This is a genomic window from Pseudomonas sp. NFPP28, from assembly GCF_900115535.1.
GTDB lineage: Bacteria > Pseudomonadota > Gammaproteobacteria > Pseudomonadales > Pseudomonadaceae > Aquipseudomonas > Aquipseudomonas extremorientalis.
The window spans coordinates 256,969-281,539 of the sequence record NZ_FOWT01000003.1; the positions used below are offsets into that span (position 1 = coordinate 256,969).

Sequence of the window (24,571 nt, forward strand, 5' to 3'; positions counted from 1 at the left end):
TGGCCCGGCTGCACGGATGCCAGCCGCAAGCCAAGGAACCGCTCACATTTCAGAGCCGCGTTTGCCCCATTTTTTCTGGAGGGCCCATGAGCCTGCACGAACTGAACACTTTCCCGGGCGTCACTGCCCAACCTGACACCGCCACCGCCAATTTCGTGTTCAACCACACCATGCTGCGGGTCAAGGACATCACCAAGTCGCTGGACTTCTACACCCGTGTCTTGGGCTTTTCCCTGGTTGAAAAACGCGACTTCCCGGAAGCCGAATTCAGCCTGTACTTCCTCGCTCTGGTCGATAAATCACAGATTCCGGCCGACGCTGCCGAGCGCACCCAGTGGATGAAGTCGATTCCAGGCATCCTGGAACTGACCCACAACCACGGCACCGAAAACGACGCTGACTTCGCCTATCACAACGGCAATACCGACCCACGTGGTTTTGGCCATATCTGTATCTCGGTGCCGGATATCGTCGCTGCCTGCGAGCGCTTCGAAGCTTTGGGCTGCGATTTCCAGAAGCGCCTGACCGACGGTCGCATGAAGAGCCTGGCCTTCATCAAGGACCCGGATGGGTATTGGGTCGAAATTATCCAGCCGGCGCCGCTGTAACGAAAAAAACCCCATGATCGCTCATGGGGTTTTTTCATTTGCGCGGCCTTCCTTACGCCGGGACAGAAGTCCGGATCAGGTGATCGAACGCACTGAGGGAAGCCTTGGCGCCCTCGCCCACCGCAATCACGATCTGCTTGTACGGCACTGTGGTGACATCACCGGCAGCGAATACGCCCGGCAGTGACGTCTCGCCACGCGCATCGACGATGATCTCGCCACGCGGCGTCAGTTCCACGGTGCCCTTGAGCCAGTCGGTGTTGGGCAGCAGGCCGATTTGCACAAAGATCCCTTCCAGGTCGATGGTCTTGAACTCGCCGCTGTCACGGTCCTTGTACGCCAGACCGGTAACTTTCTGGCCATCGCCTTTCACTTCGCTGGTCAGCGCGCTGGTGATCACATCAACGTTCGGCAAGCTGTAGAGCTTGCGCTGCAACACGGCGTCGGCGCGCAACTTGCTGTCGAACTCGAGCAAGGTCACGTGGCTGACGATACCGGCCAGATCGATGGCCGCTTCCACGCCGGAGTTGCCGCCGCCGATCACCGCTACACGCTTGCCCTTGAATAACGGACCGTCACAGTGCGGGCAGAAGCACACACCCTTGGCCTTGTATTCCTGCTCGCCCGGGACACCCATTTCTCTCCAGCGGGCGCCGGTCGCCAGGATCACGGTCTTGGATTTGAGAGTAGCACCGCTTTCGAAGCGAATTTCGTGCAGGTCACCGGCGTTTTTCGCCGGAATCAAGGCACTGGCGCGCTGCAGGTTCATGATGTCCACGTCGTACTGGCGCACGTGGGCTTCCAGGGCGCTGGCCAATTTCGGGCCTTCGGTTTCCTGTACCGAAATGAAGTTCTCGATGGACATGGTGTCCAGCACTTGCCCGCCGAAACGCTCGGCGGCGACGCCGGTGCGAATACCTTTGCGTGCGGCGTAGATCGCAGCCGATGAACCGGCAGGACCGCCGCCGACGACGAGTACATCGAAGGTCTCTTTGGCGCTGATTTTCTCGGCGGTTTTTTCGATGCCGCTGGTGTCGAGCTTGGCGAGGATCTCTTCCAGGCCCATGCGACCCTGGCCGAAGTTCACACCATTAAGGTACACACTGGGCACTGCCATGACCTGGCGCTCGTCCACCTCAGCCTGAAACAGTGCGCCGTCGATGGCGACGTGGCGGATGTTAGGGTTGAGCACGGCCATCAGGTTCAACGCCTGGACTACGTCCGGGCAGTTCTGGCAGGACAGCGAGAAGTAAGTCTCGAAGCTGAACTCGCCTTTGAGGGCGCGGATCTGTTCGATCACTTCGACACTGGCCTTCGACGGGTGGCCACCGACTTGCAGCAGGGCCAGCACCAGCGAAGTGAATTCATGGCCCATGGGGATGCCGGCAAAACGCAGGCTGATCTCGGCACCCGGGCGGTTGATGGAGAACGACGGCTTACGCGCATCATTGCCATCGGTTTTCAGGGTAATCAGCGTGGTGAGGCTGACCACGTCCTGCAAAAGGGCAAGCATTTCCTGGGATTTCGCGCCGTCGTCGAGGGAGGCGACGATCTCGATCGGCTGGGTGACCCGTTCCAGGTATGACTTCAACTGAGCTTTAAGATTGGCGTCCAACATACGGGCGATTTCCTGTTCATTCGGTTTATTGCAGACAAAAAAACGCCCGAGCGAATCTCGCCCGGGCGTTTTGGGGGGCGGATGCAGCTTACTTAAGTGCGGATTCCCGCCCTTGAGACTTCACAGACTTAGATCTTGCCGACCAGGTCCAGGGACGGAGCCAGGGTAGCCTCGCCTTCTTTCCACTTGGCTGGGCACACTTCGCCTGGGTGGGCAGCAACGTACTGAGCGGCCTTGATTTTACGCAGCAGTTCGGAAGCATCACGGCCAACACCACCGTCGTTCAGTTCAACGATCTTGATCTGACCTTCCGGGTTGATCACGAAAGTACCGCGGTCTGCCAGGCCGGCTTCTTCGATCAGCACGTCGAAGTTGCGAGAGATGGTCAGGGTCGGGTCGCCGATCATGGTGTACTGGATCTTGCCAATGGCTGGCGAAGTGTTGTGCCAGGCAGCGTGGGCAAAGTGGGTGTCGGTGGAAACGCTGTAGATCTCGACGCCCAGTTTCTGGAACTCGGCATAGTTGTCAGCCAGGTCTTCCAGCTCGGTTGGGCAAACGAAGGTGAAGTCGGCTGGGTAGAAGAACACAACGGACCACTTGCCTTTCAGGTCAGCGTCGGACACATCTACGAAGTTGCCGTTTTTGTAGGCGGTAGCTTTGAACGGTTTTACTTGGCTGTTGATGATAGGCATCGTTGACTCTCCGTCAGGTTTGTAGAAGGGCTTAGCAAGTTGATGAGGTGAATCCTACCCACTCTCTACGCCGATGGCTCATTGGCAAACCTGATGCTGACGATTGGTTTTCCCTATCAGGTGACTGTATTAATAGAAGAAATCTCAAAGCAGCGGTCGGGTCGCCAGGGTCATGCCGAGAAAGGGCGTGGCTTCAACATAGCGCATGGCGGATTTCATGTCGCTCCAGCCGACGTAACTCATCAACGACTTCAAATCCCAGCCGCTGCGATGAGCCCAGGTGGCAAAACCCCGGCGCAGCGAGTGGCTGGTGTAGTGCTCGGCGGGAATGCCGGCGCGCTCCAGGGCCTGGCGCAGCAGCGGGATCACACTGTTGGGGTGCAAGCCCTCTTCCCCCAGGTTGCCCCAGCGATCAATACCGCGAAACACCGGGCCACGTACCAAAGCCGCGGCACTGAGCCACTCGCTATAGGCCTGCACCGGACACAGCCGCAACAGTGCCGGGGTGTGATAGGTCTTGCCGAGGTTGTCGCGGTCGCTTTTGCTGCGGGGTAGATAGAGGCTGATCCCCGCTCCAGGCGTGGCTTGCACATGCTCGATGGAAAGGCGACACAACTCATCGCTGCGAAAGCCACGCCAGAAGCCCAGCAGGATCAACGCAGTATCACGCTTGGCACGCAGCAACCGGGGCTGGTCCTGTGCCTGCGCCGCCTCTATCGCTTCAGCGTCAAGAGAAGCAACCACTTGTTCCAGATGCTTGAGCTGCAACGGTTCGGCTTGCTTCTCCTGCGCCGGGTGCACAGCACGAATGCCCTTGAGTACCTTGCGCACCACGGGCGCCTTGGTCGGGTCAGGAAACCCCTGGCTGGCATGCCACTGCGCCAGTGCCGACAACCGCAGCTTCAGCGTGTTGACTGCCAGCACACCTGCATATGCGACCAGATAGCGCGCCACGCTGTCGCTGGTTGCCGGCAGGAACCCGCCCCAACTCACTTCGAAGTGCTCGATGGCCGCGCGATAACTGCGCCGCGTGTTATCGCGGGTGGCGGCGTTGAGGTAACGATCCAGATCGCTCATGGGAAGCCTATTTGTACTACTGGAGGGGACTTTCGCGAATCAAACACGCATGACACGGGATAATACGCCAATATCCCATCTGTTAAACGATGAGTCACAACAACTTTTTATTTATGATATGGTACGTATATACATACCACGTACCACATTACGAAATCGACGGAGACCCCATGGCTCGCGGCGGCATCAACAAAGCAGTAGTTCAAACAGCCCGCTTGGCAATCCTCGCCCGCGGCGAGAACCCCAGCATCGACGCAGTACGTATCGAGATGGGCAATACGGGCTCGAAAACCACCATTCATCGTTATTTGAAAGAGCTGGATGAAAGCGAAACGCGCACCACCATCACCCAAGCGCCGATCGACGACGAGCTTGGCGAACTGGTGGCGCGACTGGCACAGCGCCTGAAAGAGAAAGCCCAAGAGCCAATCGACCTGGCCCTGGCGCAGTTCGAACAGCAGAAGGCCGCCCTGCTCGCCCAGGTGCAAGCCCTTCAGGAGGCCCATGACCAACTCCAGCAGCGGTTCGATATCCAGGCGGCCGCCCTGGCAGAAGAAAGCGCAGCCCTGCAAACCGCCAGCACCAGCCTGCAGACCGAGCAAACCCGCAACGCCGGGCTGAGCCAGGCGTGCAGTGATTACGAGCTAAGGATCAGCGACAAGGACGAGCAGATTCGCTCGCTGGAAGAAAAGCATCTGCATGCCCGGGACGCCCTGGAGCATTACCGCAATGCCATAAAAGAGCAGCGCGAACAGGAACAGCGCCGCCATGAAGGCCAGTTGCAACAGGTACAGGCAGAACTGCGCCAGGCCCAACAGAGCGCCATGGTGCGCCAGGATGAAATCACCCAACTGCATCGCGACAACGAGCGTCTGTTGATCGAGCACCGGGTAACGGCGAGGGAATTGACTGCACTGCAAGAGCAATCCCGCAAGGATCAGGCCCGGCTGCTCAAGCTGACTGAACAGGTGAGCCTGATTGACAGCGAACGCACCCTGCTGCAGGAGCGCCTGCGAGTAGCAGCGGTGGAGAACCAGTCACGCCAGGAAGCGCTGGGCGAACAGCAGCAAGCCAATAAAACCCTGGAACTGGAGCTGATCAAGGCCCAGGCCAGTGTTGAGGCGCTGCGCCTGGCCGCCGCCGTTGCAGCGGCGCCAGAGGCAACGCCCTAGGCTTGATCAGCCCGCTACGGGCGTGCGCATGGTGACGAACTCTTCCGCCGCCGTCGGGTGCACGCCGATGGTTTCATCGAAGTGCTGCTTGGTCGCGCCTGCCTTGAGCGCGATCGCCAGGCCCTGCACGATTTCACCCGCATCCGGGCCGACCATGTGGCAACCCAGCACTTTGTCGGTGTCGGCGTCGACCACCAGCTTCATCAAGGTCTTTTCCTGGCACTCGGTGAGGGTCAGCTTCATCGGCCGGAAACGGCTTTCGAAGACCTGCACCTTGTGGCCCTTCTCCCTCGCCTCTTCTTCGCAGAGCCCCACGGTGCCAATGTTCGGCAGGCTGAATACCGCCGTCGGGATCATCTTGTAATCCACCGCACGATACTGCTCAGGCTTGAACAGGCGACGCGCCACGGCCATGCCTTCGGCCAGGGCAACCGGCGTCAATTGCACACGACCGATCACATCGCCGATGGCCAGGATCGAGGACTCGGCGGTCTGGTACAGGTCATCCACCTCAACGAAACCACGCTTGTCGAGTTTGACGCCGGTGTTCTCCAAGCCCAGGTTATCCAGCATCGGGCGCCGCCCCGTGGCGTAGAACACGCAATCAGCTTCCAGCACCCGGCCGTCTTTCAGCGTAGCCTTGAGGCTGCCATCGGCCTGTTTGTCGATGCGCTCGATATCGGCATTGAATTGCAGGTCCAGGCCGCGCTTGGTCAGCTCTTCCTTCAAGTGCGTGCGTACCGAACCGTCGAAGCCGCGCAGGAACAGGTCGCCGCGGTACAGCAACGAGGTCTGGGCGCCCAGGCCGTGGAAAATACCGGCAAACTCGACAGCGATGTAACCACCGCCGACCACCAGCACACGCTTGGGCAATTCCTTGAGGAAAAACGCTTCATTGGAGCCAATGGCGTGTTCGCGCCCAGGAATCTCCGGAATCTGCGGCCAACCACCCGTTGCGATCAGAATGTGCCTGGCGGTAAAGCGCTGGCCATTGATTTCGACCTGATGCGGATCCACCAGGCGCGCATGCCCTTCATGCAGGGTTACGCCGCTGTTGACCAGCAGGTTGCGATAGATGCCATTGAGGCGATTGATCTCGCGGTCCTTGTTGGCGATCAAGGTGGCCCAATCAAAATTCGCCTCGCCCAACGACCAGCCAAAACCGCTGGCCTGCTCGAAATCCTCGGCAAAATGAGCGCCGTACACCAACAGTTTTTTCGGCACGCAACCGACGTTGACACAGGTGCCGCCCAGGTAGCGGCTTTCCGCCACGGCCACCTTGGCACCAAAGCCTGCGGCAAAACGTGCCGCACGCACACCGCCGGAACCGGCGCCAATTACATACAGGTCAAAATCGTAGGCCATTTCACTCTCCTCGGCAGGACATCAGCATACCGACTTACATGGGGCTGAAAAACGAAAAAGCCACCCGAAGGTGGCTTTTTTGGAACAGGCTGCCTACACCGTGAATCAGTAAGCCTTGCCAGTCTTGTAGAAGTGCTCGTAGCAGAAGTTGGTCGCTTCGATGTAGCCCTCGGCGCCACCGCAGTCGAAACGCTGGCCCTTGAATTTGTAGGCAATCACGCAACCGTCTTTGGCCTGCTTGAGCAGGGCATCGGTGATCTGGATCTCGCCACCCTTGCCTGGCTCGGTTTCCTCGATCAGCTTGAAGATGTCCGGAGTCAGGATGTAACGACCGATGATCGCCAGGTTGGAAGGTGCGTCTTCCGGCGCTGGTTTCTCGACCATGTCACGCACGCGGATCAGGCCATCGCCAATGTCGTCACCGGCAATAACGCCGTACTTGTTGGTTTCGGTGGGGTTCACTTCCATCACTGCAACGATAGTGCAGCGGTACTTTTGATACAGCTTGACCATCTGGGTCAGTACGCCATCGCCTTCCAGGTTCACACACAGGTCATCCGCCAGGACCACGGCGAACGGTTCGTCACCGATCAACGGGCGGCCGGTCAGGATGGCGTGGCCGAGGCCTTTCATCTGAGTCTGACGGGTGTAGGAGAACGAGCATTCGTCCAGCAGTTTGCGGATGCCGACCAGGTATTTTTCCTTGTCGGTGCCCTTGATCTGGTTTTCCAGCTCGTAGCTGATGTCGAAGTGGTCTTCCAGCGCGCGCTTACCACGGCCGGTCACGATAGAGATTTCGTTCAGGCCGGCATCCAGTGCCTCTTCGACGCCGTACTGAATCAGTGGCTTGTTCACCACCGGCAGCATCTCTTTGGGCATGGCCTTGGTCGCTGGCAAGAAGCGAGTGCCGTAACCGGCTGCTGGGAACAAGCATTTCTTGATCATATGGGTCCTTACAAAGGGCTGTGCGTACGGAATTCGGCGCAGTCTAATCAGGCCGCAGTCACCTTACAATGGGTCCTGCTGGCGTTGCGATGTCATCATAGAGAAAAAATCTCGGCGTAAGTTCCGCGTATCTTACGAAGCGCATCTGCATCGGCACGGCCAAATGAGCCTGCACTGGGTATTTCCAAGGGCTGTGACCTTTTTAGCATGCTTTTACAGCGGTAACACTGACCTAGAATAACTTGCGCGTGCCCGCGACATTTGGCGCTATCATTAGGCCCTTGAACCAGACCACGAGATACTTGATAGATGTCAGAACCAAAAGGCGTGAACGGCTACCTGATCACCAAGCGAGCAGACGGTTGGCACCTGATCAACTTCCACGGCGACAGCGTCGCCGGCGCATTTGCCAGCGAAAGCCAGGCTATTGCCGTAGCCGAAGTGTTTGTGGATGAAGCAGGCCACGCTTCGAGCAAACGGCCCAAGGGCAAGTAAGCGTCAACGCCCTGTGCAGAAGGCCCCGGTGAACGGGGCTTTTTTGTGTTTGTCTGTACGTAGATGGCAGTTCGCTATAATCTCGCCAAAACGCCCCACGACAGTGTCAGCGTGCCCTCCAACACCCTCGATGATGAACCTACATGAATAAGATTCTGGCACTGACTGCAGGACTGGCGCTCGCCGGATGCACCACCACCTCTGACGTCTACCTGAAAAACGGTGAGCAAGGCCTGACCATCGACTGCTCGGGCGAAGCCAATTCCTGGGCCAGTTGCTATGAAAAGGCCGACGCTTCTTGCGCAGGCACCGGCTACCGTATCGTCGGCACCGAAGGCACGCCTTCGCTCAAGGAAAGTGAAAAGACCCTGGGCCAGGACGTTGGCAACTTCAAAAGCCGCAGTGTCGTAGTCGTGTGCAAGTAAGCTTAGCGCCTACAACTGGATGTCGGCGAACTTGATACCCAGGCCACGAATGGTCTCCACCAGGTCATCCAGCCGCGAGAACGACTCGACTTCATCCTGATCGTCCACCAGGAAAAAGCTGCGGCCACCGCTTTTCTTGAAAAATACAATCCACTCCCCCAAGTCAGCGGGGTTCTGGATGATGTGAGTGGCCGATATCTGGCCTTCGGCCTGGCGAGCCCTGACGTGTTCACGCTTCATAAAAGACTTCCCGAAAAAACAAATGCCGCACAAACCGGGGGTTTGCACGGCATTTTTGCATTGAATGGGCGAGAGTTTAACGGATGCCCTGCCCGATCAGTGGGTGAAACGGCGCTTATGAACCGGAAATGCACTCTTCGCCGGCCTTCTTCACATCACCGGGACGGATCGGCACATTGGACATGCTCTCATAGAGCTTGATACTGCTGCCACTGGAGCGGTCTTCGATCTCGAAAATCGCCGACGGGTCAGCCGAGAATTTCTGCGGCACAATCACCTGCACACCGTCCTTATGTGGCTCGATCTGCGGCGGGCGGCGCGTGGTGGACAGTTTGCGCACTACACAGGCAGCATATTCCTGCGGTTTCTTCCCGGAAATGACCGCCAGGGTCGGCGGGGTCTGCTTGATATCTGCAACCGAAGCACACCCACCAATCGCCAGGGCCAGAACCAACACACTCCACTTCATACAAAACCTCCGATAAAGACCCTACGACAGCGGGGATGGTATTTTTCTCCCGCCCACGTAGGATTTATCCCTGAAAACTCGGTAAATAACTGTTTTAAATTGTCGACGTCGTTGAACACGGGCCGATAATAAACGCGCTGGGGCTGATAAACTCCATCTTAACCTACGTATCGTTCTGATTTTTCAGAAAAAGCCCTTCTGGAGACACCCTCATGAAATTCATCCACCAGCGCGAGCACCTCAACGAGGGAGACATTGTTGTCATCGAATGCTCGCAGACTTGTAATATCCGGCTAATGAGCGATGCGAACTTTCGCAGCTTCAAGAATGGCGGCCGACACACCTACCACGGCGGCGCGTTCGACAAGTTCCCCGCCAAGATCACCGCACCGAGCACCGGGTTCTGGAATATCACCCTGGACGTGGTCACACGCCGTGCCATCAGCGTGACCCGCAAACCCGCGCTGTCTCACAAGATCCGCATTGTGCGTCGCACCAGCTCCAAGCTGAGCTGAGCTGACCCGCCCCTCCCACAGGAAACGATCGTGACCGCTACTACCAAATACGTGATCAAGTACAAGCTCAACGGCGAACGCCGCTTTGAGTTCGCTCAACTGCAGACCAACAGCGTCGAAGAAGCCAAGCAAGCCTTGGCGAAAATTCACGATGCCAGTGATGAAATCACCGACATCAATGTGAGCAAGGCGCTGTAGGCGAATGCCCGGCCCCACCGAAGATCTGTTCGCCGAAGACGCCTTGCAGCAACCCGCAGGGCGCGAGCAAATTGGCGAACAGTCCTGCGTATTAAAAGGCTACGCCCTGCCCTGGATTGAGCGCCTTCTACCGGAACTACGGCAGGTGCTGGCTCAATCACCGTTTCGGCAAATGGTCACACCGGGTGGTTTTACCATGTCGGCGGCATTGAGCAGTTGCGGCGACCTGGGCTGGACTACCGACACCTCTGGTTACCGTTACTCATCCGTGGACCCACGTAGCCAGCAACCCTGGCCGCCCATGCCGTGCGCCCTGCGCGAATTGGCGGTGCTGGCGGCCGCTGATGCCGGGTTCCCTGACTTTGCCCCGGACGCCTGCCTGATCAACCGCTATGTACCCGGCGCAAAAATGTCGCTGCATCAAGACAAGAATGAGCGTCGTTACAGCGAACCCGTGGTGTCTGTCTCGCTCGGACTGCCGGCGATTTTCCTGTTTGGTGGGCATGCGCGCAGCGACAAGCCCCGCAAAGTCTCGCTGTTCCATGGCGACGTGGTGGTCTGGGGCGGCGTGGACCGCCTGCGCTTTCATGGCGTGATGCCGATCAAGGAAGGCGTGCACCCGGTGATGGGTGCGCAACGCATCAACCTGACCTTTCGCACCGCCGGCTGATTTGACCGCAAGCTTCAGAGTGCCAGGCGTTCGCGACCCGGCTAATCTGGCCGGGATCCGTCAAGAGTGCCGAACATGACTACCGAACAAGACCCGCGCTGGGCCGCCGTACTTGCCCGTGACCCCAAGGCCGATGCGCTGTTCGTCTATGGCGTGAAGACCACCGGCGTGTACTGCCGCGCCAGTAGCGCTTCACGCTTGCCGCGCCCGGAAAACATCGAGTTCTTCGACACCCCGGCGCAGGCCGAAGCCGCCGGCTATCGCGCCAGCAGACGCGCGGTCGGCGACCAGACCCAGCTAGCGGCGCAGCATGCACAACTGGTGGCCGATGCCTGTCGTCATATCGAACAGGCCGACACTCCACCCAGCCTGAATACGCTGGCACTGCACGCCAATCTCAGCCCCTTTCATTTTCACCGTGTGTTCAAAGCCGTTACTGGCCTGACACCCAAGGGCTATGCCAGCGCCCATCGTTCGCGCAAGGTGCGCGACGGTCTCAAGAGCGCGCACTCAGTGACGGATGCACTGTATGACGCGGGCTTCAACTCCAACAGCCGCTTTTATGAATCCGCCGACCAACTACTTGGCATGAAGCCCGGCGACTACAAGGCCGGGGGCACCAACACTGCGATACTGTTCGCCGTCGGGCAGTGCTCACTGGGAGCGATCCTGGTGGCGCAGAGCGCTCGCGGTGTCTGTGCGATTCTGCTGGGGGATGACCCGGACCAACTGGTGCGCGATCTACAGGATCAATTTCCCAACGCGGAACTGGTGGGCGCCGACCCGGGTTTCGAGCAACTGATTGCGCAGGTCGTGGGGTTTATCGAAGCGCCCGCGCTCGGCCTGGACTTGCCACTGGACCTGCGCGGCACCGCATTCCAGGAACGGGTCTGGCAAGCCTTGCGTGAGATTCCACCGGGCAGCACCGCCAGCTACGCGCAGATCGCCGAGCGCATCGGCGCACCAAAGTCGTTCCGTGCGGTGGCCCAGGCGTGTGGCGCCAACAGCCTGGCGGTGGCCATCCCTTGCCACCGCGTAGTGCGTAGCAATGGTGAGCTATCGGGCTACCGCTGGGGGGTGGAGCGCAAGCAGCAATTGCTCGCCAGAGAACAGTCGTCTAAGACCTAGCGGATCCCTGACTGTCGCGACGTGCTGCTCCTGGATGGTGTGCAAGGCCATCTCCTTCAAAGCTTCAGTTTGCGTTTACGAAATTCAGCGACTTTATGCCGATTGCCACACAACGCCATGCTGCACCAGCGGCGCTTGTGGGCCTTGGTGCGGTCATAAAACCACAAGATGCATTCCGGATGCTCGCAGCGCCGGATCAAATTGAAATCTCCTTCCACCAGCAACGTGGCGGCCGCTTCGGCAATCGGGGCCAGGAACTGTTGCGCCGTCTGCTGCTTGCGCTGGCGCTCAAGCTTTGGCGCCTCGGACGCCGGCCACACCAACTGCGGGTGGCTCACCGCCTTGCGTAAAAAGCCGTTGAGCGCAGCCGGATTGCCAGGTAGTCGCGCTTTGCGCGCAGCCACCAACTCACGAATCACTTCGCGCAACTCCCGCGCAGCGCTGAGCAAGGCCCCTGGTTCAAACTGCGCAATACCGTGTTGTTCAACCCATTGCAGGCGCACCAACCAGGCGGCCACGTCGGCATCGGCCTGCCAGAAATCCCACGGCACGCCGTCGATGTTCGCCAGGGTATTGAGCATGTCCAACACCGGATCATCGGCCAGGACGTAGGGTTCCGAGGGGGCGGCAGTGGATGGGGAAAGGGTCATGGGGCAATCCTCTTGTGAGCGCCCGTATCGTAACCGCTATTACGCCATCAGGATAGTTACAAAAACAATAATTCTAACCCTCATAAATGATTTGACAGGTTACATTAATCAGCGCAGCTTTTTAAAAAGGTAACCCGTAAATCAACTCAATCTAGTTACAAAGGGCATTCCATCATGACCACTCCAACCCCTGTCGTTCACTACCGCCACGTCGATGCCGACGGCGTGCGCATGTTCTACCGCGAGGCCGGTGCTGCATCGGCACCGGTCATGTTGCTGCTGCACGGCTTTCCCAGTTCGTCGCACATGTACCGCGACCTGATCCCCTTGCTTGCCACGCGCTTCCGGGTCATTGCGCCGGACCTGCCGGGCTTCGGCTTCACCGAGGTGCCGGCTGAGCGCGATTACCACTACAGCTTCGACAACCTGGCAATCACGGTCGGGCATTTTGTCGATGCGCTGGCGTTGAGCCGTTACGCCCTATATGTGTTCGACTATGGCGCGCCGGTGGGCCTGCGCCTGGCGGTGGCGCATCCGGAACGGGTCAGCGCACTGGTGTCGCAGAACGGTAACGCCTATCTGGAGGGCCTGGGGGATGCCTGGGCACCGATTCGCAGCTATTGGAACGAGCCGTCCCAGGCCAACCGCGAGGTGATTCGCAACGCAGTGATCAGCCTGGAAGGCACGCGCTACCAATACCTGCATGGCGTAAAGCAGCCCGAGCGGGTAGCCCCGGAATCCTACATGCTCGATGTACTGCTCATGCAGCGCCCCGGCAATGACGAGATCCAACTGGACCTGTTCCTCGACTACCGCAACAACCTGACGCTGTACCCGGCGTTCCAGGCGTTCTTCAAGGCCACACACGTACCCACGCTGGTGATCTGGGGCCAGAACGACCCGTTCTTTATCCCGCCAGGCGCCCACGCCTATAAAACCGACAACCCGAACGCCGTGGTGGAACTGCTCGACACCGGTCACTTCGCCCTGGAAACCCATGCCGCCCATATCGCCGAGCGGATTCACGCCGTACTCGGCAACGCCATTGATTGATGACGCACCACGAAACGCCGCGATCGTCCAGTGAATAAAACAGAGTGGCCGCGGGCCATGGGCCCTGTTAAAACAGCGAAAAGCCTCACTAACGCTGGAGACGCATCCCATGAGCACCTGGCCAGACACCCGCCTTCTCGACCTGCTGGGCATTCAGTTGCCCATCATCCAGGCCCCCATGGCGGTGGGCACGACCACCGCCATGGTTATCGCCGCCAATCAGGCCGGTGCGTTGGGTTCGCTGCCGGCTGCAGCACTGAGCATCGAGCAGCTGCGCGAAGCGCTGACCGCCATTCGCCAGGCCAGCCCACGTCCGATCAACGTCAATTTCTTCTGCCACCAACCGCCCACGCCAGACCCCGAGCGTGATCGCCGCTGGAAGGCACTGCTGGAACCCTACTACCGCGAACTGGGCGCCGACTTTGATGCGCCCACCCCGGTCTCCAACCGTGAACCGTTCAATGACGCCGCGTGCCAGGTCGTCGAAGAATTCCGCCCCGAGGTGGTCAGCTTTCACTTCGGTTTGCCGGAAAAGTCCCTGCTGGACCGGGTGAAAGCCACTGGTGCCAAAGTGCTGTCTTCGGCCACCACCGTGGAAGAAGCGATCTGGCTGGAACAGCATGGCTGCGATGCAATCATCGCCATGGGCAGTGAGGCCGGCGGGCACCGTGGATTGTTCCTCAGCGACGACCTCAATACCCAGATCGGCCTGTTCGCCTTGTTGCCGCAAGTCGTCGACGCCGTCAGCGTGCCAGTGATTGCCGCCGGCGGCATCGGTGATGCGCGCGGGATTGTCGCAGCGTTCGCCCTCGGCGCCTCGGCGGTGCAGATTGGCACGGCGTACCTGTTTACTCCCGAAGCCAACGTCACGGCCTCACATCACTATGCTTTGCGCCATGCCCAGGCCAGCGAAACCGCGCTGACCAACCTGTTCACCGGTCGCCCGGCACGGGGCATCGTCAACCGGGTAATGCGCGAGTTGGGCGCGATCAACCCGGCCGCACCGGCGTTCCCCACTTCCGGTGGCGCGTTGATACCGCTCAAGGCCAAGGATGAAGCGGGCTTCAGCAACCTGTGGTCCGGCCAGGCACTGCGCCTGGGCAAAGACACCACGACTTTTGAACTGACCCGTGAATTGGCGGAGCAGGCGCTGGCCAAGCTCAACTAGCACTCGGCTGTGTGGCAACTTTGCACTGTACCGGCAAAGGCCAACCGCTATATATTCCCATACATAGCGGTTAAGCCTTCTACCTATAACAAGCCGTACACCCTCAAAGGAGCTGTTTCATGAAGAGTCATGCCTCACGCCTGGCCATCCTGGCCGTTGCCCTGGCATTCGGTTCGGCCCACGCCGATGAAGTCCAGGTGGCCGTCGCCGCCAACTTCACTGCACCGATCCAGGCGATCGCCACCGACTTCGAGAAAGATACCGGGCACAAACTGGTCGCGGCCTACGGTGCCACCGGCCAGTTCTACACCCAGATCAAGAATGGCGCGCCGTTCGAAGTATTCCTGAGCGCCGACGACACCACCCCGCAAAAGCTTGAAAGCGAAGGCGATACCGTCAAGGGTTCGCGCTTCACCTACGCCGTCGGCACCCTGGCGCTATGGTCGGCGAAGGACGGTTACGTCGACGCCAAAGGCGACGTATTGAAGAAAAACGAGTTCAAGCACCTGTCGATTGCCAACCCGAAAGCCGCGCCCTATGGCCTGGCTGCCACTCAGGTGTTGGCCAAGGAAGGTCTGACCGACAAGGTCAAGGACAAGATTGTCGAAGGCCAGAACATCACCCAGGCTTATCAGTTCGTGTCCACCGGCAACGCCGAGCTGGGCTTTGTGGCGTTGTCGCAGATTTATAAAGACGGCAACGTCACCAGCGGTTCGGCGTGGATCGTCCCGGCGTCCATGCACGACCCGATCAAACAGGACGCAGTGATCCTCAACAAGGGCAAAGACAGCGCCGCTGCCAAGGCACTGGTCGAATACCTCAAGGGGCCTAAAGCCGCTGCCGTCATCAAGTCCTTTGGTTACGAGCTGGCCAAGTAAATGCCGTTATCGAGTGCCGATTTCTCCGCTATCTGGTTGACCCTCAAACTGGCCTCACTGACCACCGTGATCCTGCTGGTCGTCGGCACTCCGATTGCCTTGTGGCTGTCGCGCACCCGTTCCTGGTGGCGCGGCCCCATTGGTGCGATCGTCGCCTTGCCGTTGGTGTTGCCGCCGACGGTGATCGGTTTCTACCTGTTGTTGACCATGGGGCCCAATGGCTATTTCGGCCAGTTCACTCAGTGGTTGGGCCTGGGCACCCTCACCTTCAGCTTCGCCGGGCTGGTGATCGGCTCAGTGATCTATTCCATGCCGTTTGTGGTGCAGCCGTTGCAAAACGCCTTCTCCGCCATCGGCACACGCCCACTGGAAGTGGCCGCAACTTTGCGTGCCAACCCGTGGGACACTTTTTTCACGGTGATTCTGCCCCTGGCCCGCCCCGGCTTTATCACCGCCTCGATCCTGGGCTTTGCGCACACCGTCGGCGAATTCGGCGTGGTGCTGATGATCGGCGGCAATATCCCGGACAAGACCCGCGTGGTCTCCGTGCAGATCTACGACCATGTGGAAGCCATGGAATACGCCCAGGCCCATTGGCTGGCCGGCTCCATGGTGGTGTTCGCGTTCCTTGTGTTGCTGGCGCTCTACTCCAGCCGTAAAACCAGGATGGGCTGGAGCTGATGTCGATGATCAATGTACGCCTGAACCTCAAGTACTCGAGCTTTGCCCTCGATGTGGACCTGCACCTGCCCGGCCGAGGCGTGACCGCGCTGTTCGGGCATTCCGGTTCCGGCAAGACCACCTGCCTGCGCTGCATCGCCGGGCTGGAACGCGCCGAAGACGGCTTCATCCAGATCAATGATGACGTCTGGCAAGACAGCCGTAACGGGCTGTTCGTGCCGCCGCATAAACGTGCACTGGGCTACGTGTTTCAGGAGGCCAGCCTGTTTCCGCACCTGTCGGTGCGCGCCAACCTGGAGTTCGGCCTCAAGCGGATTGCCCGTCAACAGCGTCGTGTGGACATGGCCCAGGCTACTGAGTTGCTGGGCATCGGTCATCTGCTCGAGCGCCTTCCCCAACACCTCTCCGGCGGCGAGCGCCAGCGCATCGGTATCGCCCGCGCCTTGCTCACCAGCCCGAGCCTGCTGCTGATGGACGAGCCGCTGGCTGCCCTCGACAGTCAGCGCAAGGGGGAAATCCTGCCGTACCTCGAACGCCTGCACGATGAACTGGATATCCCGGTGCTGTACGTCAGCCACGCCCAGGATGAAGTGGCACGCCTGGCCGATCACATCGTGCTGCTCAGCGACGGCAAGGCCCTGGCCAGCGGCCCCATCGGTGAAACCCTGGCACGTCTCGACCTGCCCCTGGCGCGGGGTGACGATGCCGGTGTGATCATCAATGGTACGGTCAGTGCCTACGACGACCACTACCAATTGCTCACGCTGCAACTGCCCGCCAGCGCCCTGCACATGCGCGTGGCCCATGCACCGCTGGCGCTGGGCAAGGCGCTGCGCATCAAGGTGCAGGCGCGCGACGTGAGCCTCAGTCTGCAAGCCGAGGAGCACAGCAGTATCCTCAATCGCCTGCCGGTCACCGTCACCCAGGAAATTGCCGCGGACAACAGCGCTCACGTGCTGGTACGCCTGGACGCGGGAGGCTCGCCGCTGTTGGCGCGCATCACGCGATTCTCCCGCGACCAGTTGCAACTGCACCCCGGCCAGACGTTGTGGGCGCAGATCAAGGCGGTCGCCGTGCTGGCTTGAGCAATCTTTTGGCACGACCGCATACGGCTGCGGTCAATCAGACATACCGGCCTGATGTGTTGCCAAGGAACCCGCCCCATGTCCGACTCTGCGCTGCCCCGCGACCTGCATTACGTTGACGACACCCAGCCCGGCATCCGTCGCAAGACGCTGCGGGGCAAGTTCCAGTATTTCGATTCCAAGGGCGAGCGTATCCGCGATGCGGATGAGATCAAGCGCCTCAATGCCCTCGCCGTACCGCCGGCCTACACCGATGTGTGGATCTGCGCCGACCCGCAAGGCCATCTGCAAGCGACCGGCCGCGACGCGCGCGGGCGCAAGCAGTACCGCTATCACGCGCGCTGGCGTGAGGTGCGCGACAGCGACAAATACTCGCGTCTGCAGGAATTCGGCAACGCCTTGCCGAAGCTGCGCAAACAGTTGGAAGCGCAAATCGCCGAACCCGGCTTTACCCGCGAAAAAGTCCTGGCCACGGTCGTCATGCTGCTGGACGCGACGCTGATCCGGGTCGGCAATACTCAGTATGCGCGGGACAACAAGTCCTACGGGCTGACCACCCTGCGCACCCGTCATGTGGATGTCAAAGGCAGCGAGATTCAGTTCCAGTTTCGTGGAAAGAGCGGCGTAGAGCACCAGATCAGCGTCAAGGACCGGCGCCTGGCCACGGTGGTCAAACGCTGCATGGAGCTGCCGGGGCAGAACCTGTTCCAGTACCTGGACGAAGACGGTGTACGGCACACCGTCAGTTCCCAGGACGTCAATGACTACCTGCACCGCCTCACCGGCGCCGACTTCACCGCCAAGGACTACCGCACCTGGGCCGGCACCGCCATGGCGCTGGCGGTGTTGCGCGAGCTGGAATGGCAGCCTGAGTCGGATGCCAAGCGGCATGTGGTGGCGATGGTCAAGGATGTCGCCAGGCAGTTGGGCAACACGCCGGCGGTGTGCCGCAAATGCTATATCCACCCGGCCGTGCTGGAGCATTTCAGCCTCGGCGAACTCTCCAAATTGCCCAAACCAAGACTGCGCAAAGGGCTCAAGGCCGAAGAAGTGGCCTTGGCGATGTTCCTGGAGCAACTGGCGCAAGACTTGCCGAAAAAAGCCAAGGCGGGTTAGGCTTTGCCTCCCTTCTGATGCGCAGGACGACCGCCGACGTGAACCACTAAGCCTTCCAAAATGTACCCGCAACGAGCCGCCTGGCGCGCTTGTTGGCCTGTCCGACATTTTTTTGGAGGTGCTGATGACTGACGTCAACCGGCTGCCTGTGCTTGTTTCCCTGCAACATTTATCCTTCCGGTTCGCCAATGGCGAGACGCTGCTGGATGACCTCAACCTGTCCATCGATTACACCCCCACCGGTATCGTGGGGCGCAATGGTCGAGGAAAAAGTGTACTCGCCAAATTGATCGCGGGGCTGTTGTCGCCCTCCTCCGGCTCGTTGAATTGCCCGCGCAGCGTGATCTATGTAGCGCAGAACGTCGTGGTAGCGCCAGGCGATACCGTCGCCGATCTTACCGGCACCGCAGTGATATTGACCGCCCTTGAGCGCATGGCCCGAGGCGCCCCACAGATCGATGATCTCGAATTGATCGATGATCGTTGGGACTTGGCCGAGCGTTTGCGCAGTAGCTTGAATGCCGCAGGGTTGTCGCGGCTTTCTGTTGATACCCCAGCCCGTCAACTCAGCGGCGGCCAGTTAGCCAGGGTTGCGATCATCGGCGCGCTGCTGGCCGCGCCACAGTTGCTGGTGCTCGATGAACCCACCAACCACCTCGATAGCGATGGCCGCGCCTGGCTGCTGCGTGTCCTCGACGAATGGCGTGGCGGCCTGCTGGTGGTCAGCCATGACCGGCAATTACTCAACGCCATGGGGCGCATCATTGAACTGTCGCCGCTCGGCGTAAACCTATATGGCGGGAACTACGACGCCTATCGACAACAGCGCGACGCTGAACAGCACGCCGCCGTCGCCGCACTGGAACACGCCCGCCTGGAACGCAGCCGCGAAAAGCGGCGCCTGCAAAAAGGCCACGACAACCTGCAACGCCATGCCGCCCGCTCACGCAAGCATGCGGAAACGGCCAACGTCGATCGCTTCACCAAAGCGCGCTGGAAAGGCGCTGCCACGCAGATCGTCAGCACCCTGCGCAGCGCCCATGAGCAACACAAACAGGAGCTGGATGCCCAGGTGCGCCAAGCCTATGCACGGGTCGAGGATGAAACACCGACGCTGTTGGCATTGCCTGCATCAGCGGTACCCAACGGCCGACAGGTGCTGTCGTTGATCAACGCGCAATTACCCTGGCTGCCGTCGACCTGCCTCAACGTGCACCTCACCGGCCCGGTGCGGGTGGCTGTGCATGGACCCAACGGTTGCGGCAAGTCCACGCTGCTCAAAGTGCTGGCGGGAGAATGGCGTGCGGAAAGCGGCGAATGCCACGTGCACGTGCCCAGCGCCTATATCGATCAGCACCTCGCGCTGCTCGACGACCACCGTTCCATCGTCGAACAACTGAACCTGCTGGACACCTCGCTGGCGGAAGGCGAATTGCGCACGCGCCTGGCCCTGCTGCAACTGGATGCCCTACGTGTGACCCAACCCGCCGGGCGACTCAGCGGCGGCGAACGCTTGAAAGCTGCGATGGCGGTTGCCTTGTGGCGCGCAGTGCCGGCGCAATTGCTGTTGCTGGACGAGCCGACCAACCATTTGGACCTGGAATCGGTGATGGCGTTTGAGCAAGCCATGCAAGGTTTTGCCGGGGCAATGCTGGTGGTGTCCCATGACGCGGCGTTTGTGCAGGCGATCAGGCCGACGCACTTTCTGAATTGGCATCCTGCGGGTTGGACCCTGACGCCTGCCTGAGGTCATTGCATGCGCGCTTAAAGCGTCCTACGGTAGTGGCCGGATAATCTCACCGAGGAACCCGGCCCTATGTTGCCTTCGCCACGAAAGCCCTACGTCAATGCCGCACTGGCCCATCGACAGCGTTGGCGTGGCCGCGTCGGACTGATGCTGGTAGCCAGCCTGTCGGTGCTGGCGGGCATGACCGATGCCATCGGCTTCATGGCGAGCGGTGACTTTGTTTCGTTCATGAGCGGGAACACTACGCGCCTGGCGGTGGCGATAAGCGCGGGTGACCTGGGCCTGACCGGGCGGCTGCTGTTGCTGGTGGCAACTTTTGTGGTGGGTAACGCGCTGGGCGTGGTGGTCAGCCGACTCAGCCGTCGCCATGCCCTGCCCTTGCTGCTGTGTATTGCCGCCTTGCTGTGCGGCGGTGCACTCCTGCCCTTCGCCGATACCTTGCCCGCGCTACTGGCGGCGATCATCGCGATGGGCATGCTCAATGCTGCGGTGGAAGAGGTCAACGGGCTGCCGGTGGGACTGACTTACGTCACCGGCGCACTGTCACGCTTTGGCCGTGGGCTGGGGCGCTGGCTGCTCGGCGAGCGCCGCAATGGCTGGCGCGTACAGTTGATCCCTTGGGCCGGGATGTTTGTGGGTGCGGTGATCGGCGCGCTGCTGGAGCAGCAGCTGGGGCTCAAGGCGCTGATCGTCAGCGGTGTATTGGCGGGGGTTCTGGGGCTGGTATCGCTGAAGATCCCTCGGCGCTGGCACCTGGGCTTCATGCCGCGCTGAAGGTTAAAAGGAGCTCGCCCGACGTTTAGGCCTCGACGTCCGTGTACTGGTAAAGAGCCATCATGTCGGGCGAGCCGGTGAATCATAAGCGAATGCCTCGCGGCTGTCGTGCCAGGCATTTCCTAAATCGACTAAGGCAACGGATTACAGGCAGGTCGCCAATGCGGCCAAACGACGCTTGGCCGGCATGTTGTCTTCGATGGCGTAGTACTTGATGGTGGAACCGCTGCCCGCGCTCTGCACATCGACGAAGTAATCGCCGGCGGTGGTGTACACCGTGAAGCCACCCGCGCCGATTGGCTCCTTGAAGCCGCCGGCGTCAACGCCGAACACACTTTCGTCCTGCCAGCCGAACTGCACGCATTCGGCAACGACCAGGGTGGCCTTGTCCGAAGCCAGGGTCTTGTAAGGCGTGCCTGCGCGCGCCTCTTTCATCTTCGAACCCGCGCAACCGGCCAGGGCCGCCAGTACCAGTGCGCCAATTACCACCTTGTGCATGCCATTGCTCCGTTGGAAAAAAACGCGACTGTACCATTGCCACAGGCCGGACTGACGGCCGCATGAACTTTGTTTCACTGTAAAGGGGCAAGACGCGACCTATAGTGGTCACGCTCATTTTTAGAAGTCTTCCTTCCGCCCGCTCTCCCGCGGGCTTTTTTTCGCCCCGGTTGTACTCAGAGCAGCCAGCGGAACAGATAGAACAACGCCATGCTCAGCAGCACCGTCATCAACACATTGCGCGTCCAGAACATCAATGCCACGGCGCTGATACCCGCCAGCAGGTAAGGGTTGGCCGGGCTCAGGTTGAGCTGGTGGTCAGCCAGGAAAATGATCGGCCCGCAAATCGCCGTGAGCATCCCCGGCACCGCGAATCCCAGAAACTCCCGCGCGCCACGGTTGAGGCGCACCGGCAGGCGTGGCTCGATAAACAGGTAACGGTTGAGAAACACCACCAGGCCCATGGCCACAATCATGATGTAGATCATTGCTGCCCTACTCCCAGTCGCTTGCAGGCATACCCTGCGCTCATGCCCAGCAGGCCGGACACCACCACCGCCGATTCCCAATGCAGGAAGCTCAGCCATACCGAGAACAGCAATGACACCGCCACACAGACCACCGTGGGAACGTCACGCACCACCGGCGTAATCAAGGCGATGAAGGTGGCGGCGATGGAAAATTCCAGGCCCAGTTGGTCGAGGCCGGGAATGCTTTTACCAAGCACGATGCCGGCCAGGGTGAACAGGTTCCAGGCGATATAGAACGTCAGGCCGACACCCAAGGCATACCAGCGATTGAAGGTCTCGCGGTCATAGTGACTGACCAGCGCAAAGAATTCGTCGGTCAGCAGAAAGCCCAGGCTCATGCGCCAGCGGGTCTTGAGGGGAGAAAGGACCGGCCGCAAGTGCATGCCATACAGCAAATGCTGGGAGGTCAGCAGCAAGGTGGTCAGCACGATGGAAATCAGACTGGCGCCGCTCTTGACCATGCCGATGGCAACCAGTTGCGCAGCACCGGCGAATACGATGGCAGAAAGGCCCTGGGCTTCCAACGGGCTGAATTGTGCATCGATGGCCATGGAGCCGGCCAACAGTCCCCAGGGCGCGCAGGCCAGGGACAAGGGAATGACGGCAATGGCGCCGCGAGCGAAGGCGTAATGAGGTAAGGCAGTAGGCATGGAAACGGCTCATCGACAGACAGTCGACAAGCATGCCAGCGCAACAATGGAGTTGTCTTGAACGATCTTGCTCAGGCGAGCCGGACCGACACTTGTTCCACCGAATCACGCGCTTCGCGCAGTTCGTGAGCATCCTGGTTGAGTCGGTGAATAGTATTGAGCAGGCGCTGGCGCAGCACTTCATCGCCGAGCTTTTCGACGGCGCGCATCAGGTCGAACGCCGCGGTTTCGTTATTTTCCGCGACGGAATCCAGGGTCTTGCGCAGGTTGCGAGTGGCACGGGTCACGCGGGGTCTTCCTTCATCAGCAATGGGCAGGCACTTTAGGACATTCGTGTTTCATTTTAATTTCAGACACTTGTGGTGATTTTCGAGACATATGATCCAAGTCAATTGAAACAGGATTTGACCAATACATATGGGAATACGTATATTCGGATAACCATATATACGAAGGCCTTGACCATGTCGGACCTCATCTCCCCGCCCACCCTGTTCAAATGCCTGGCCGATGCCACCCGGGCACGCCTGACGTTATTGATCCTGCGCGAAGGCGAACTTTGCGTGTGCGAACTGATCCATGCCTTGGACGACAGCCAGCCAAAAATCTCCCGTCACCTGGCGCAACTGCGCAGTTGCGGCTTGCTGCTGGATCGTCGTCAGGGTCAATGGATCTATTACCGCATCAATCCGGCATTACCCGACTGGGTCACTGCCGTGCTGCACACCACTTTGCAAGCCAACCAGCCCTGGTTGCACAGCGACGCACTGCGTCTGGATGCAATGGGCGACCGACCACAACGGGCCAGCACCTGCTGCTGAGCCACCGGAGCGTTTATCCATGCTTGTCGCCATCGCGATTTTTATCTTCACCATTGTTCTGGTCATCTGGCAGCCCAAAGGCCTGGGCGTCGGCTGGAGCGCAACCCTGGGCGCGATCCTGGCCCTGGCCTTCGGCGTGATCAGCCTGGCCGACATTCCAGTGGTATGGCACATCATCTGGAATGCCACCGGCACTTTTGTCGCGCTGATCATCATCAGCCTGCTGCTGGATGAGGCCGGTTTTTTTGCCTGGACCGCCTTGCATGTGGCGCGCTGGGGACGTGGACGCGGACGGCGTTTGTTTGCCTATATGGTGCTGCTCGGCGCGCTGGTGTCGGCGTTGTTTGCCAATGACGGCGCAGCGCTGATCCTGACGCCCATCGTGATGTCGATGCTGCTGGCCCTGCGCTTTTCCCCGGCGGCAACCCTGGCTTTCGTCATGGGCGCGGGATTCATCGCCGACACGGCCAGCCTGCCGCTGGTGGTGTCGAACCTGGTGAACATCGTTTCGGCCGACTACTTCAAGATCGGTTTCAACGAATACGCCGCCGTGATGGTGCCGGTGAACTTCGTCAGCGTCGCGGCCACCCTGGCGGTATTGCTGTGGTTCTTCCGCCGCGATATTCCACAAACCTACGACCCGGCCGACCTGGACGACCCCGCCAGCGCCATCCACGACCGCGCGACCTTCCGCGCCGGCTGGTGGGTGCTGGGCATCCTGCTGGTGGGGTGCTTCGCCCTGGAACCGCTGGGCATTCCGATCAGTGCGATTTCCGCCGCCTGTGCCCTGCTGTTGCTGGTGATCGCCGCCAAGGGGCACAAGATTTCCACGCGCAAAGTGCTGAAGGAAGCACCGTGGCAGATCGTGATCTTTTCCCTGGGCATGTACCTGGTGGTCTACGGTCTGCGCAACGCCGGCCTGACCACCTACCTGGCCACCTGGCTCGACACGTTTGCCACTTACGGCGTGTGGGGCGCGGCCATGGGCACCGGTGTGCTGACGGCGCTGCTGTCGTCGGCGATGAACAATCTGCCGACGGTGTTGATCGGCGCGCTGTCCATCGAGTCCAGCCATGCCGGGGGTGTGGTCAAGGACGCGATGATCTACGCCAACGTGATCGGCAGCGACCTCGGCCCGAAGATCACCCCTATCGGCAGCCTGGCCACCTTGCTGTGGCTGCACATCCTGGCGCGCAAAGGCATCAGCATCACCTGGGGCTACTACTTCAAGGTCGGCATCGTGCTGTCCCTGCCGGTGCTGTTGATCACCCTCGCCGCCCTCGCCTTGCGCCTGAGTTTCTAA

General features: G+C 60.1%; 30 protein-coding genes. 18 read left to right on the forward strand and 12 right to left on the reverse strand.

What is annotated here, in order from left to right; all coding sequences use genetic code 11:
* Positions 1–86 precede the first annotated feature (86 nt).
* Positions 87–608: a lactoylglutathione lyase gene (gloA, locus tag BM110_RS09800; RefSeq protein WP_071488245.1), complete on the forward strand. Its 522-nt coding sequence runs from the start codon at positions 87–89 to the stop codon at positions 606–608.
* A 52-nt stretch (positions 609–660) separates the two neighbouring features.
* Here gloA and ahpF read toward each other — a convergent pair whose 3' ends face one another.
* The 3 genes from ahpF to BM110_RS09815 form a co-directional block, all read right to left on the reverse strand.
* Complete coding sequence (gene ahpF / locus BM110_RS09805; RefSeq protein ID WP_093513262.1) at positions 661–2,226, reverse strand: alkyl hydroperoxide reductase subunit F; 1,566 nt, start codon at positions 2,224–2,226, stop codon at positions 661–663.
* A gap of 128 nt (positions 2,227–2,354) precedes the next feature.
* A complete protein-coding gene (gene ahpC / locus BM110_RS09810; RefSeq protein WP_010210361.1) occupies positions 2,355–2,918 on the reverse strand; it encodes an alkyl hydroperoxide reductase subunit C in 564 nt (187 codons plus the stop codon).
* Between the two features lie 144 nt (positions 2,919–3,062).
* Entirely contained in the window at positions 3,063–3,995 is a 933-nt protein-coding gene (locus BM110_RS09815; RefSeq protein ID WP_093121030.1) for a site-specific integrase, read from the reverse strand.
* 170 nt (positions 3,996–4,165) lie between these two features.
* On the opposite strand from BM110_RS09815, the gene BM110_RS09820 reads away from it, so the two are divergent.
* Positions 4,166–5,167 carry a DNA-binding protein gene (locus tag BM110_RS09820; RefSeq protein ID WP_092243709.1) on the forward strand — a complete coding sequence of 334 codons (1,002 nt, stop codon included), beginning with the start codon at positions 4,166–4,168 and terminating at the stop codon, positions 5,165–5,167.
* Positions 5,168–5,173: 6 nt separating this feature from the next.
* Here BM110_RS09820 and gorA read toward each other — a convergent pair whose 3' ends face one another.
* Positions 5,174–6,532 carry a glutathione-disulfide reductase gene (gene gorA / locus BM110_RS09825; RefSeq protein ID WP_071488241.1) on the reverse strand — a complete coding sequence of 453 codons (1,359 nt, stop codon included), beginning with the start codon at positions 6,530–6,532 and terminating at the stop codon, positions 5,174–5,176.
* A gap of 105 nt (positions 6,533–6,637) precedes the next feature.
* Positions 6,638–7,477, reverse strand: a complete 840-nt coding sequence (galU, locus tag BM110_RS09830; protein WP_003173830.1) for a UTP--glucose-1-phosphate uridylyltransferase GalU — start codon at positions 7,475–7,477, stop codon at positions 6,638–6,640.
* 309 nt (positions 7,478–7,786) lie between these two features.
* Here galU and BM110_RS09835 point away from each other — a divergent pair, with 309 nt between their 5' ends.
* Both BM110_RS09835 and BM110_RS09840 read left to right on the forward strand, forming a co-directional pair.
* Positions 7,787–7,972: a hypothetical protein gene (locus BM110_RS09835; protein WP_012724166.1), complete on the forward strand. Its 186-nt coding sequence runs from the start codon at positions 7,787–7,789 to the stop codon at positions 7,970–7,972.
* Positions 7,973–8,115: 143 nt separating this feature from the next.
* On the forward strand, positions 8,116–8,397 hold the full coding sequence (locus tag BM110_RS09840) for a hypothetical protein (protein ID WP_071488240.1): 282 nt from the start codon (positions 8,116–8,118) through the stop codon (positions 8,395–8,397).
* A gap of 9 nt (positions 8,398–8,406) precedes the next feature.
* Here BM110_RS09840 and BM110_RS09845 read toward each other — a convergent pair whose 3' ends face one another.
* Both BM110_RS09845 and BM110_RS09850 read right to left on the reverse strand, forming a co-directional pair.
* On the reverse strand, positions 8,407–8,637 hold the full coding sequence (locus tag BM110_RS09845) for a hypothetical protein (protein ID WP_071488239.1): 231 nt from the start codon (positions 8,635–8,637) through the stop codon (positions 8,407–8,409).
* Between the two features lie 115 nt (positions 8,638–8,752).
* On the reverse strand, positions 8,753–9,106 hold the full coding sequence (locus BM110_RS09850) for a hypothetical protein (RefSeq protein ID WP_071488238.1): 354 nt from the start codon (positions 9,104–9,106) through the stop codon (positions 8,753–8,755).
* A 212-nt stretch (positions 9,107–9,318) separates the two neighbouring features.
* Here BM110_RS09850 and BM110_RS09855 point away from each other — a divergent pair, with 212 nt between their 5' ends.
* The 4 genes from BM110_RS09855 (at position 9,319) to ada (ending at position 11,617) form a co-directional block, all read left to right on the forward strand.
* Positions 9,319–9,621, forward strand: coding sequence for a DUF1883 domain-containing protein (locus BM110_RS09855; RefSeq protein ID WP_003191319.1), 303 nt, complete (start codon positions 9,319–9,321; stop codon positions 9,619–9,621).
* Between the two features lie 30 nt (positions 9,622–9,651).
* Entirely contained in the window at positions 9,652–9,819 is a 168-nt protein-coding gene (locus tag BM110_RS29575; RefSeq protein ID WP_012724160.1) for a hypothetical protein, read from the forward strand.
* A gap of 4 nt (positions 9,820–9,823) precedes the next feature.
* Positions 9,824–10,489, forward strand: a complete 666-nt coding sequence (gene alkB, locus BM110_RS09865; RefSeq protein ID WP_093121032.1) for a DNA oxidative demethylase AlkB — start codon at positions 9,824–9,826, stop codon at positions 10,487–10,489.
* A 75-nt stretch (positions 10,490–10,564) separates the two neighbouring features.
* Positions 10,565–11,617 (forward strand): bifunctional DNA-binding transcriptional regulator/O6-methylguanine-DNA methyltransferase Ada, encoded by a 1,053-nt coding sequence (gene ada / locus BM110_RS09870; protein WP_092243718.1) that lies wholly within the window; start codon positions 10,565–10,567, stop codon positions 11,615–11,617.
* Between the two features lie 56 nt (positions 11,618–11,673).
* On the opposite strand, the gene BM110_RS09875 is transcribed toward ada, so the two are convergent.
* Positions 11,674–12,267 carry a CGNR zinc finger domain-containing protein gene (locus BM110_RS09875; RefSeq protein ID WP_093121033.1) on the reverse strand — a complete coding sequence of 198 codons (594 nt, stop codon included), beginning with the start codon at positions 12,265–12,267 and terminating at the stop codon, positions 11,674–11,676.
* Between the two features lie 174 nt (positions 12,268–12,441).
* Between BM110_RS09875 and BM110_RS09880 the strand changes: the two genes are divergently transcribed.
* From BM110_RS09880 to BM110_RS09915, 8 genes are all read left to right on the forward strand, one after another.
* Positions 12,442–13,320 (forward strand): alpha/beta fold hydrolase, encoded by an 879-nt coding sequence (locus BM110_RS09880; RefSeq protein WP_093513263.1) that lies wholly within the window; start codon positions 12,442–12,444, stop codon positions 13,318–13,320.
* Between the two features lie 109 nt (positions 13,321–13,429).
* On the forward strand, positions 13,430–14,488 hold the full coding sequence (locus BM110_RS09885) for an NAD(P)H-dependent flavin oxidoreductase (RefSeq protein ID WP_093513264.1): 1,059 nt from the start codon (positions 13,430–13,432) through the stop codon (positions 14,486–14,488).
* Between the two features lie 119 nt (positions 14,489–14,607).
* Entirely contained in the window at positions 14,608–15,366 is a 759-nt protein-coding gene (gene modA / locus BM110_RS09890; protein WP_071488232.1) for a molybdate ABC transporter substrate-binding protein, read from the forward strand.
* Positions 15,367–16,047, forward strand: coding sequence for a molybdate ABC transporter permease subunit (gene modB / locus BM110_RS09895; protein ID WP_092243734.1), 681 nt, complete (start codon positions 15,367–15,369; stop codon positions 16,045–16,047).
* A gap of 5 nt (positions 16,048–16,052) precedes the next feature.
* Positions 16,053–17,132: a molybdenum ABC transporter ATP-binding protein gene (gene modC / locus BM110_RS09900; protein WP_093513419.1), complete on the forward strand. Its 1,080-nt coding sequence runs from the start codon at positions 16,053–16,055 to the stop codon at positions 17,130–17,132.
* Between the two features lie 78 nt (positions 17,133–17,210).
* Positions 17,211–18,248 (forward strand): DNA topoisomerase IB, encoded by a 1,038-nt coding sequence (locus BM110_RS09905; protein WP_071488230.1) that lies wholly within the window; start codon positions 17,211–17,213, stop codon positions 18,246–18,248.
* Between the two features lie 124 nt (positions 18,249–18,372).
* Positions 18,373–19,995: an ABC-F family ATP-binding cassette domain-containing protein gene (locus BM110_RS09910; RefSeq protein WP_093513265.1), complete on the forward strand. Its 1,623-nt coding sequence runs from the start codon at positions 18,373–18,375 to the stop codon at positions 19,993–19,995.
* 69 nt (positions 19,996–20,064) lie between these two features.
* Positions 20,065–20,769, forward strand: coding sequence for a YoaK family protein (locus tag BM110_RS09915; RefSeq protein WP_093513266.1), 705 nt, complete (start codon positions 20,065–20,067; stop codon positions 20,767–20,769).
* Positions 20,770–20,913: 144 nt separating this feature from the next.
* Here BM110_RS09915 and BM110_RS09920 read toward each other — a convergent pair whose 3' ends face one another.
* The 4 genes from BM110_RS09920 to BM110_RS09935 form a co-directional block, all read right to left on the reverse strand.
* Positions 20,914–21,267, reverse strand: coding sequence for a hypothetical protein (locus tag BM110_RS09920; RefSeq protein ID WP_058427861.1), 354 nt, complete (start codon positions 21,265–21,267; stop codon positions 20,914–20,916).
* Between the two features lie 176 nt (positions 21,268–21,443).
* Positions 21,444–21,755, reverse strand: coding sequence for an AzlD domain-containing protein (locus BM110_RS09925; RefSeq protein WP_071488226.1), 312 nt, complete (start codon positions 21,753–21,755; stop codon positions 21,444–21,446).
* Complete coding sequence (locus BM110_RS09930) at positions 21,752–22,447, reverse strand: AzlC family ABC transporter permease (RefSeq protein ID WP_071488225.1); 696 nt, start codon at positions 22,445–22,447, stop codon at positions 21,752–21,754. The genes BM110_RS09925 and BM110_RS09930 overlap by 4 nt, the downstream gene beginning before the upstream one ends.
* A 71-nt stretch (positions 22,448–22,518) precedes the next feature.
* On the reverse strand, positions 22,519–22,734 hold the full coding sequence (locus BM110_RS09935; protein ID WP_025856028.1) for a hypothetical protein: 216 nt from the start codon (positions 22,732–22,734) through the stop codon (positions 22,519–22,521).
* Positions 22,735–22,911: 177 nt separating this feature from the next.
* On the opposite strand from BM110_RS09935, the gene BM110_RS09940 reads away from it, so the two are divergent.
* Both BM110_RS09940 and BM110_RS09945 read left to right on the forward strand, forming a co-directional pair.
* A complete protein-coding gene (locus tag BM110_RS09940; protein ID WP_071488224.1) occupies positions 22,912–23,268 on the forward strand; it encodes a metalloregulator ArsR/SmtB family transcription factor in 357 nt (118 codons plus the stop codon).
* A 19-nt stretch (positions 23,269–23,287) separates the two neighbouring features.
* Positions 23,288–24,571: an arsenic transporter gene (locus BM110_RS09945; protein ID WP_093513267.1), complete on the forward strand. Its 1,284-nt coding sequence runs from the start codon at positions 23,288–23,290 to the stop codon at positions 24,569–24,571.

Excerpts from the sequence above, each read along its gene's own strand:
- gorA (WP_071488241.1), bottom strand. The coding sequence starts at position 6,532 with ATGGCCTACGATTTTGACCTGTATGTAATTGGCGCCGGTTCCGGCGGT.
- modB (WP_092243734.1), top strand. The coding sequence starts at position 15,367 with ATGCCGTTATCGAGTGCCGATTTCTCCGCTATCTGGTTGACCCTCAAA.
- BM110_RS09925 (WP_071488226.1), bottom strand. The coding sequence starts at position 21,755 with ATGATCTACATCATGATTGTGGCCATGGGCCTGGTGGTGTTTCTCAAC.
- BM110_RS09875 (WP_093121033.1), bottom strand. The coding sequence starts at position 12,267 with ATGACCCTTTCCCCATCCACTGCCGCCCCCTCGGAACCCTACGTCCTG.
- modA (WP_071488232.1), top strand. The coding sequence starts at position 14,608 with ATGAAGAGTCATGCCTCACGCCTGGCCATCCTGGCCGTTGCCCTGGCA.
- BM110_RS09940 (WP_071488224.1), top strand. The coding sequence starts at position 22,912 with ATGTCGGACCTCATCTCCCCGCCCACCCTGTTCAAATGCCTGGCCGAT.
- galU (WP_003173830.1), bottom strand. The coding sequence starts at position 7,477 with ATGATCAAGAAATGCTTGTTCCCAGCAGCCGGTTACGGCACTCGCTTC.
- BM110_RS09880 (WP_093513263.1), top strand. The coding sequence starts at position 12,442 with ATGACCACTCCAACCCCTGTCGTTCACTACCGCCACGTCGATGCCGAC.
- alkB (WP_093121032.1), top strand. The coding sequence starts at position 9,824 with ATGCCCGGCCCCACCGAAGATCTGTTCGCCGAAGACGCCTTGCAGCAA.
- BM110_RS09855 (WP_003191319.1), top strand. The coding sequence starts at position 9,319 with ATGAAATTCATCCACCAGCGCGAGCACCTCAACGAGGGAGACATTGTT.
- BM110_RS09820 (WP_092243709.1), top strand. The coding sequence starts at position 4,166 with ATGGCTCGCGGCGGCATCAACAAAGCAGTAGTTCAAACAGCCCGCTTG.
- BM110_RS09885 (WP_093513264.1), top strand. The coding sequence starts at position 13,430 with ATGAGCACCTGGCCAGACACCCGCCTTCTCGACCTGCTGGGCATTCAG.
- BM110_RS09930 (WP_071488225.1), bottom strand. The coding sequence starts at position 22,447 with ATGCCTACTGCCTTACCTCATTACGCCTTCGCTCGCGGCGCCATTGCC.
- BM110_RS09815 (WP_093121030.1), bottom strand. The coding sequence starts at position 3,995 with ATGAGCGATCTGGATCGTTACCTCAACGCCGCCACCCGCGATAACACG.
- BM110_RS09850 (WP_071488238.1), bottom strand. The coding sequence starts at position 9,106 with ATGAAGTGGAGTGTGTTGGTTCTGGCCCTGGCGATTGGTGGGTGTGCT.
- BM110_RS09905 (WP_071488230.1), top strand. The coding sequence starts at position 17,211 with ATGTCCGACTCTGCGCTGCCCCGCGACCTGCATTACGTTGACGACACC.
- BM110_RS09840 (WP_071488240.1), top strand. The coding sequence starts at position 8,116 with ATGAATAAGATTCTGGCACTGACTGCAGGACTGGCGCTCGCCGGATGC.
- ahpC (WP_010210361.1), bottom strand. The coding sequence starts at position 2,918 with ATGCCTATCATCAACAGCCAAGTAAAACCGTTCAAAGCTACCGCCTAC.
- BM110_RS09910 (WP_093513265.1), top strand. The coding sequence starts at position 18,373 with ATGACTGACGTCAACCGGCTGCCTGTGCTTGTTTCCCTGCAACATTTA.
- BM110_RS09835 (WP_012724166.1), top strand. The coding sequence starts at position 7,787 with ATGTCAGAACCAAAAGGCGTGAACGGCTACCTGATCACCAAGCGAGCA.
- BM110_RS09920 (WP_058427861.1), bottom strand. The coding sequence starts at position 21,267 with ATGCACAAGGTGGTAATTGGCGCACTGGTACTGGCGGCCCTGGCCGGT.
- gloA (WP_071488245.1), top strand. The coding sequence starts at position 87 with ATGAGCCTGCACGAACTGAACACTTTCCCGGGCGTCACTGCCCAACCT.
- ahpF (WP_093513262.1), bottom strand. The coding sequence starts at position 2,226 with ATGTTGGACGCCAATCTTAAAGCTCAGTTGAAGTCATACCTGGAACGG.
- BM110_RS09945 (WP_093513267.1), top strand. The coding sequence starts at position 23,288 with ATGCTTGTCGCCATCGCGATTTTTATCTTCACCATTGTTCTGGTCATC.
- ada (WP_092243718.1), top strand. The coding sequence starts at position 10,565 with ATGACTACCGAACAAGACCCGCGCTGGGCCGCCGTACTTGCCCGTGAC.
- modC (WP_093513419.1), top strand. The coding sequence starts at position 16,053 with ATGATCAATGTACGCCTGAACCTCAAGTACTCGAGCTTTGCCCTCGAT.
- BM110_RS09915 (WP_093513266.1), top strand. The coding sequence starts at position 20,065 with ATGTTGCCTTCGCCACGAAAGCCCTACGTCAATGCCGCACTGGCCCAT.
- BM110_RS09845 (WP_071488239.1), bottom strand. The coding sequence starts at position 8,637 with ATGAAGCGTGAACACGTCAGGGCTCGCCAGGCCGAAGGCCAGATATCG.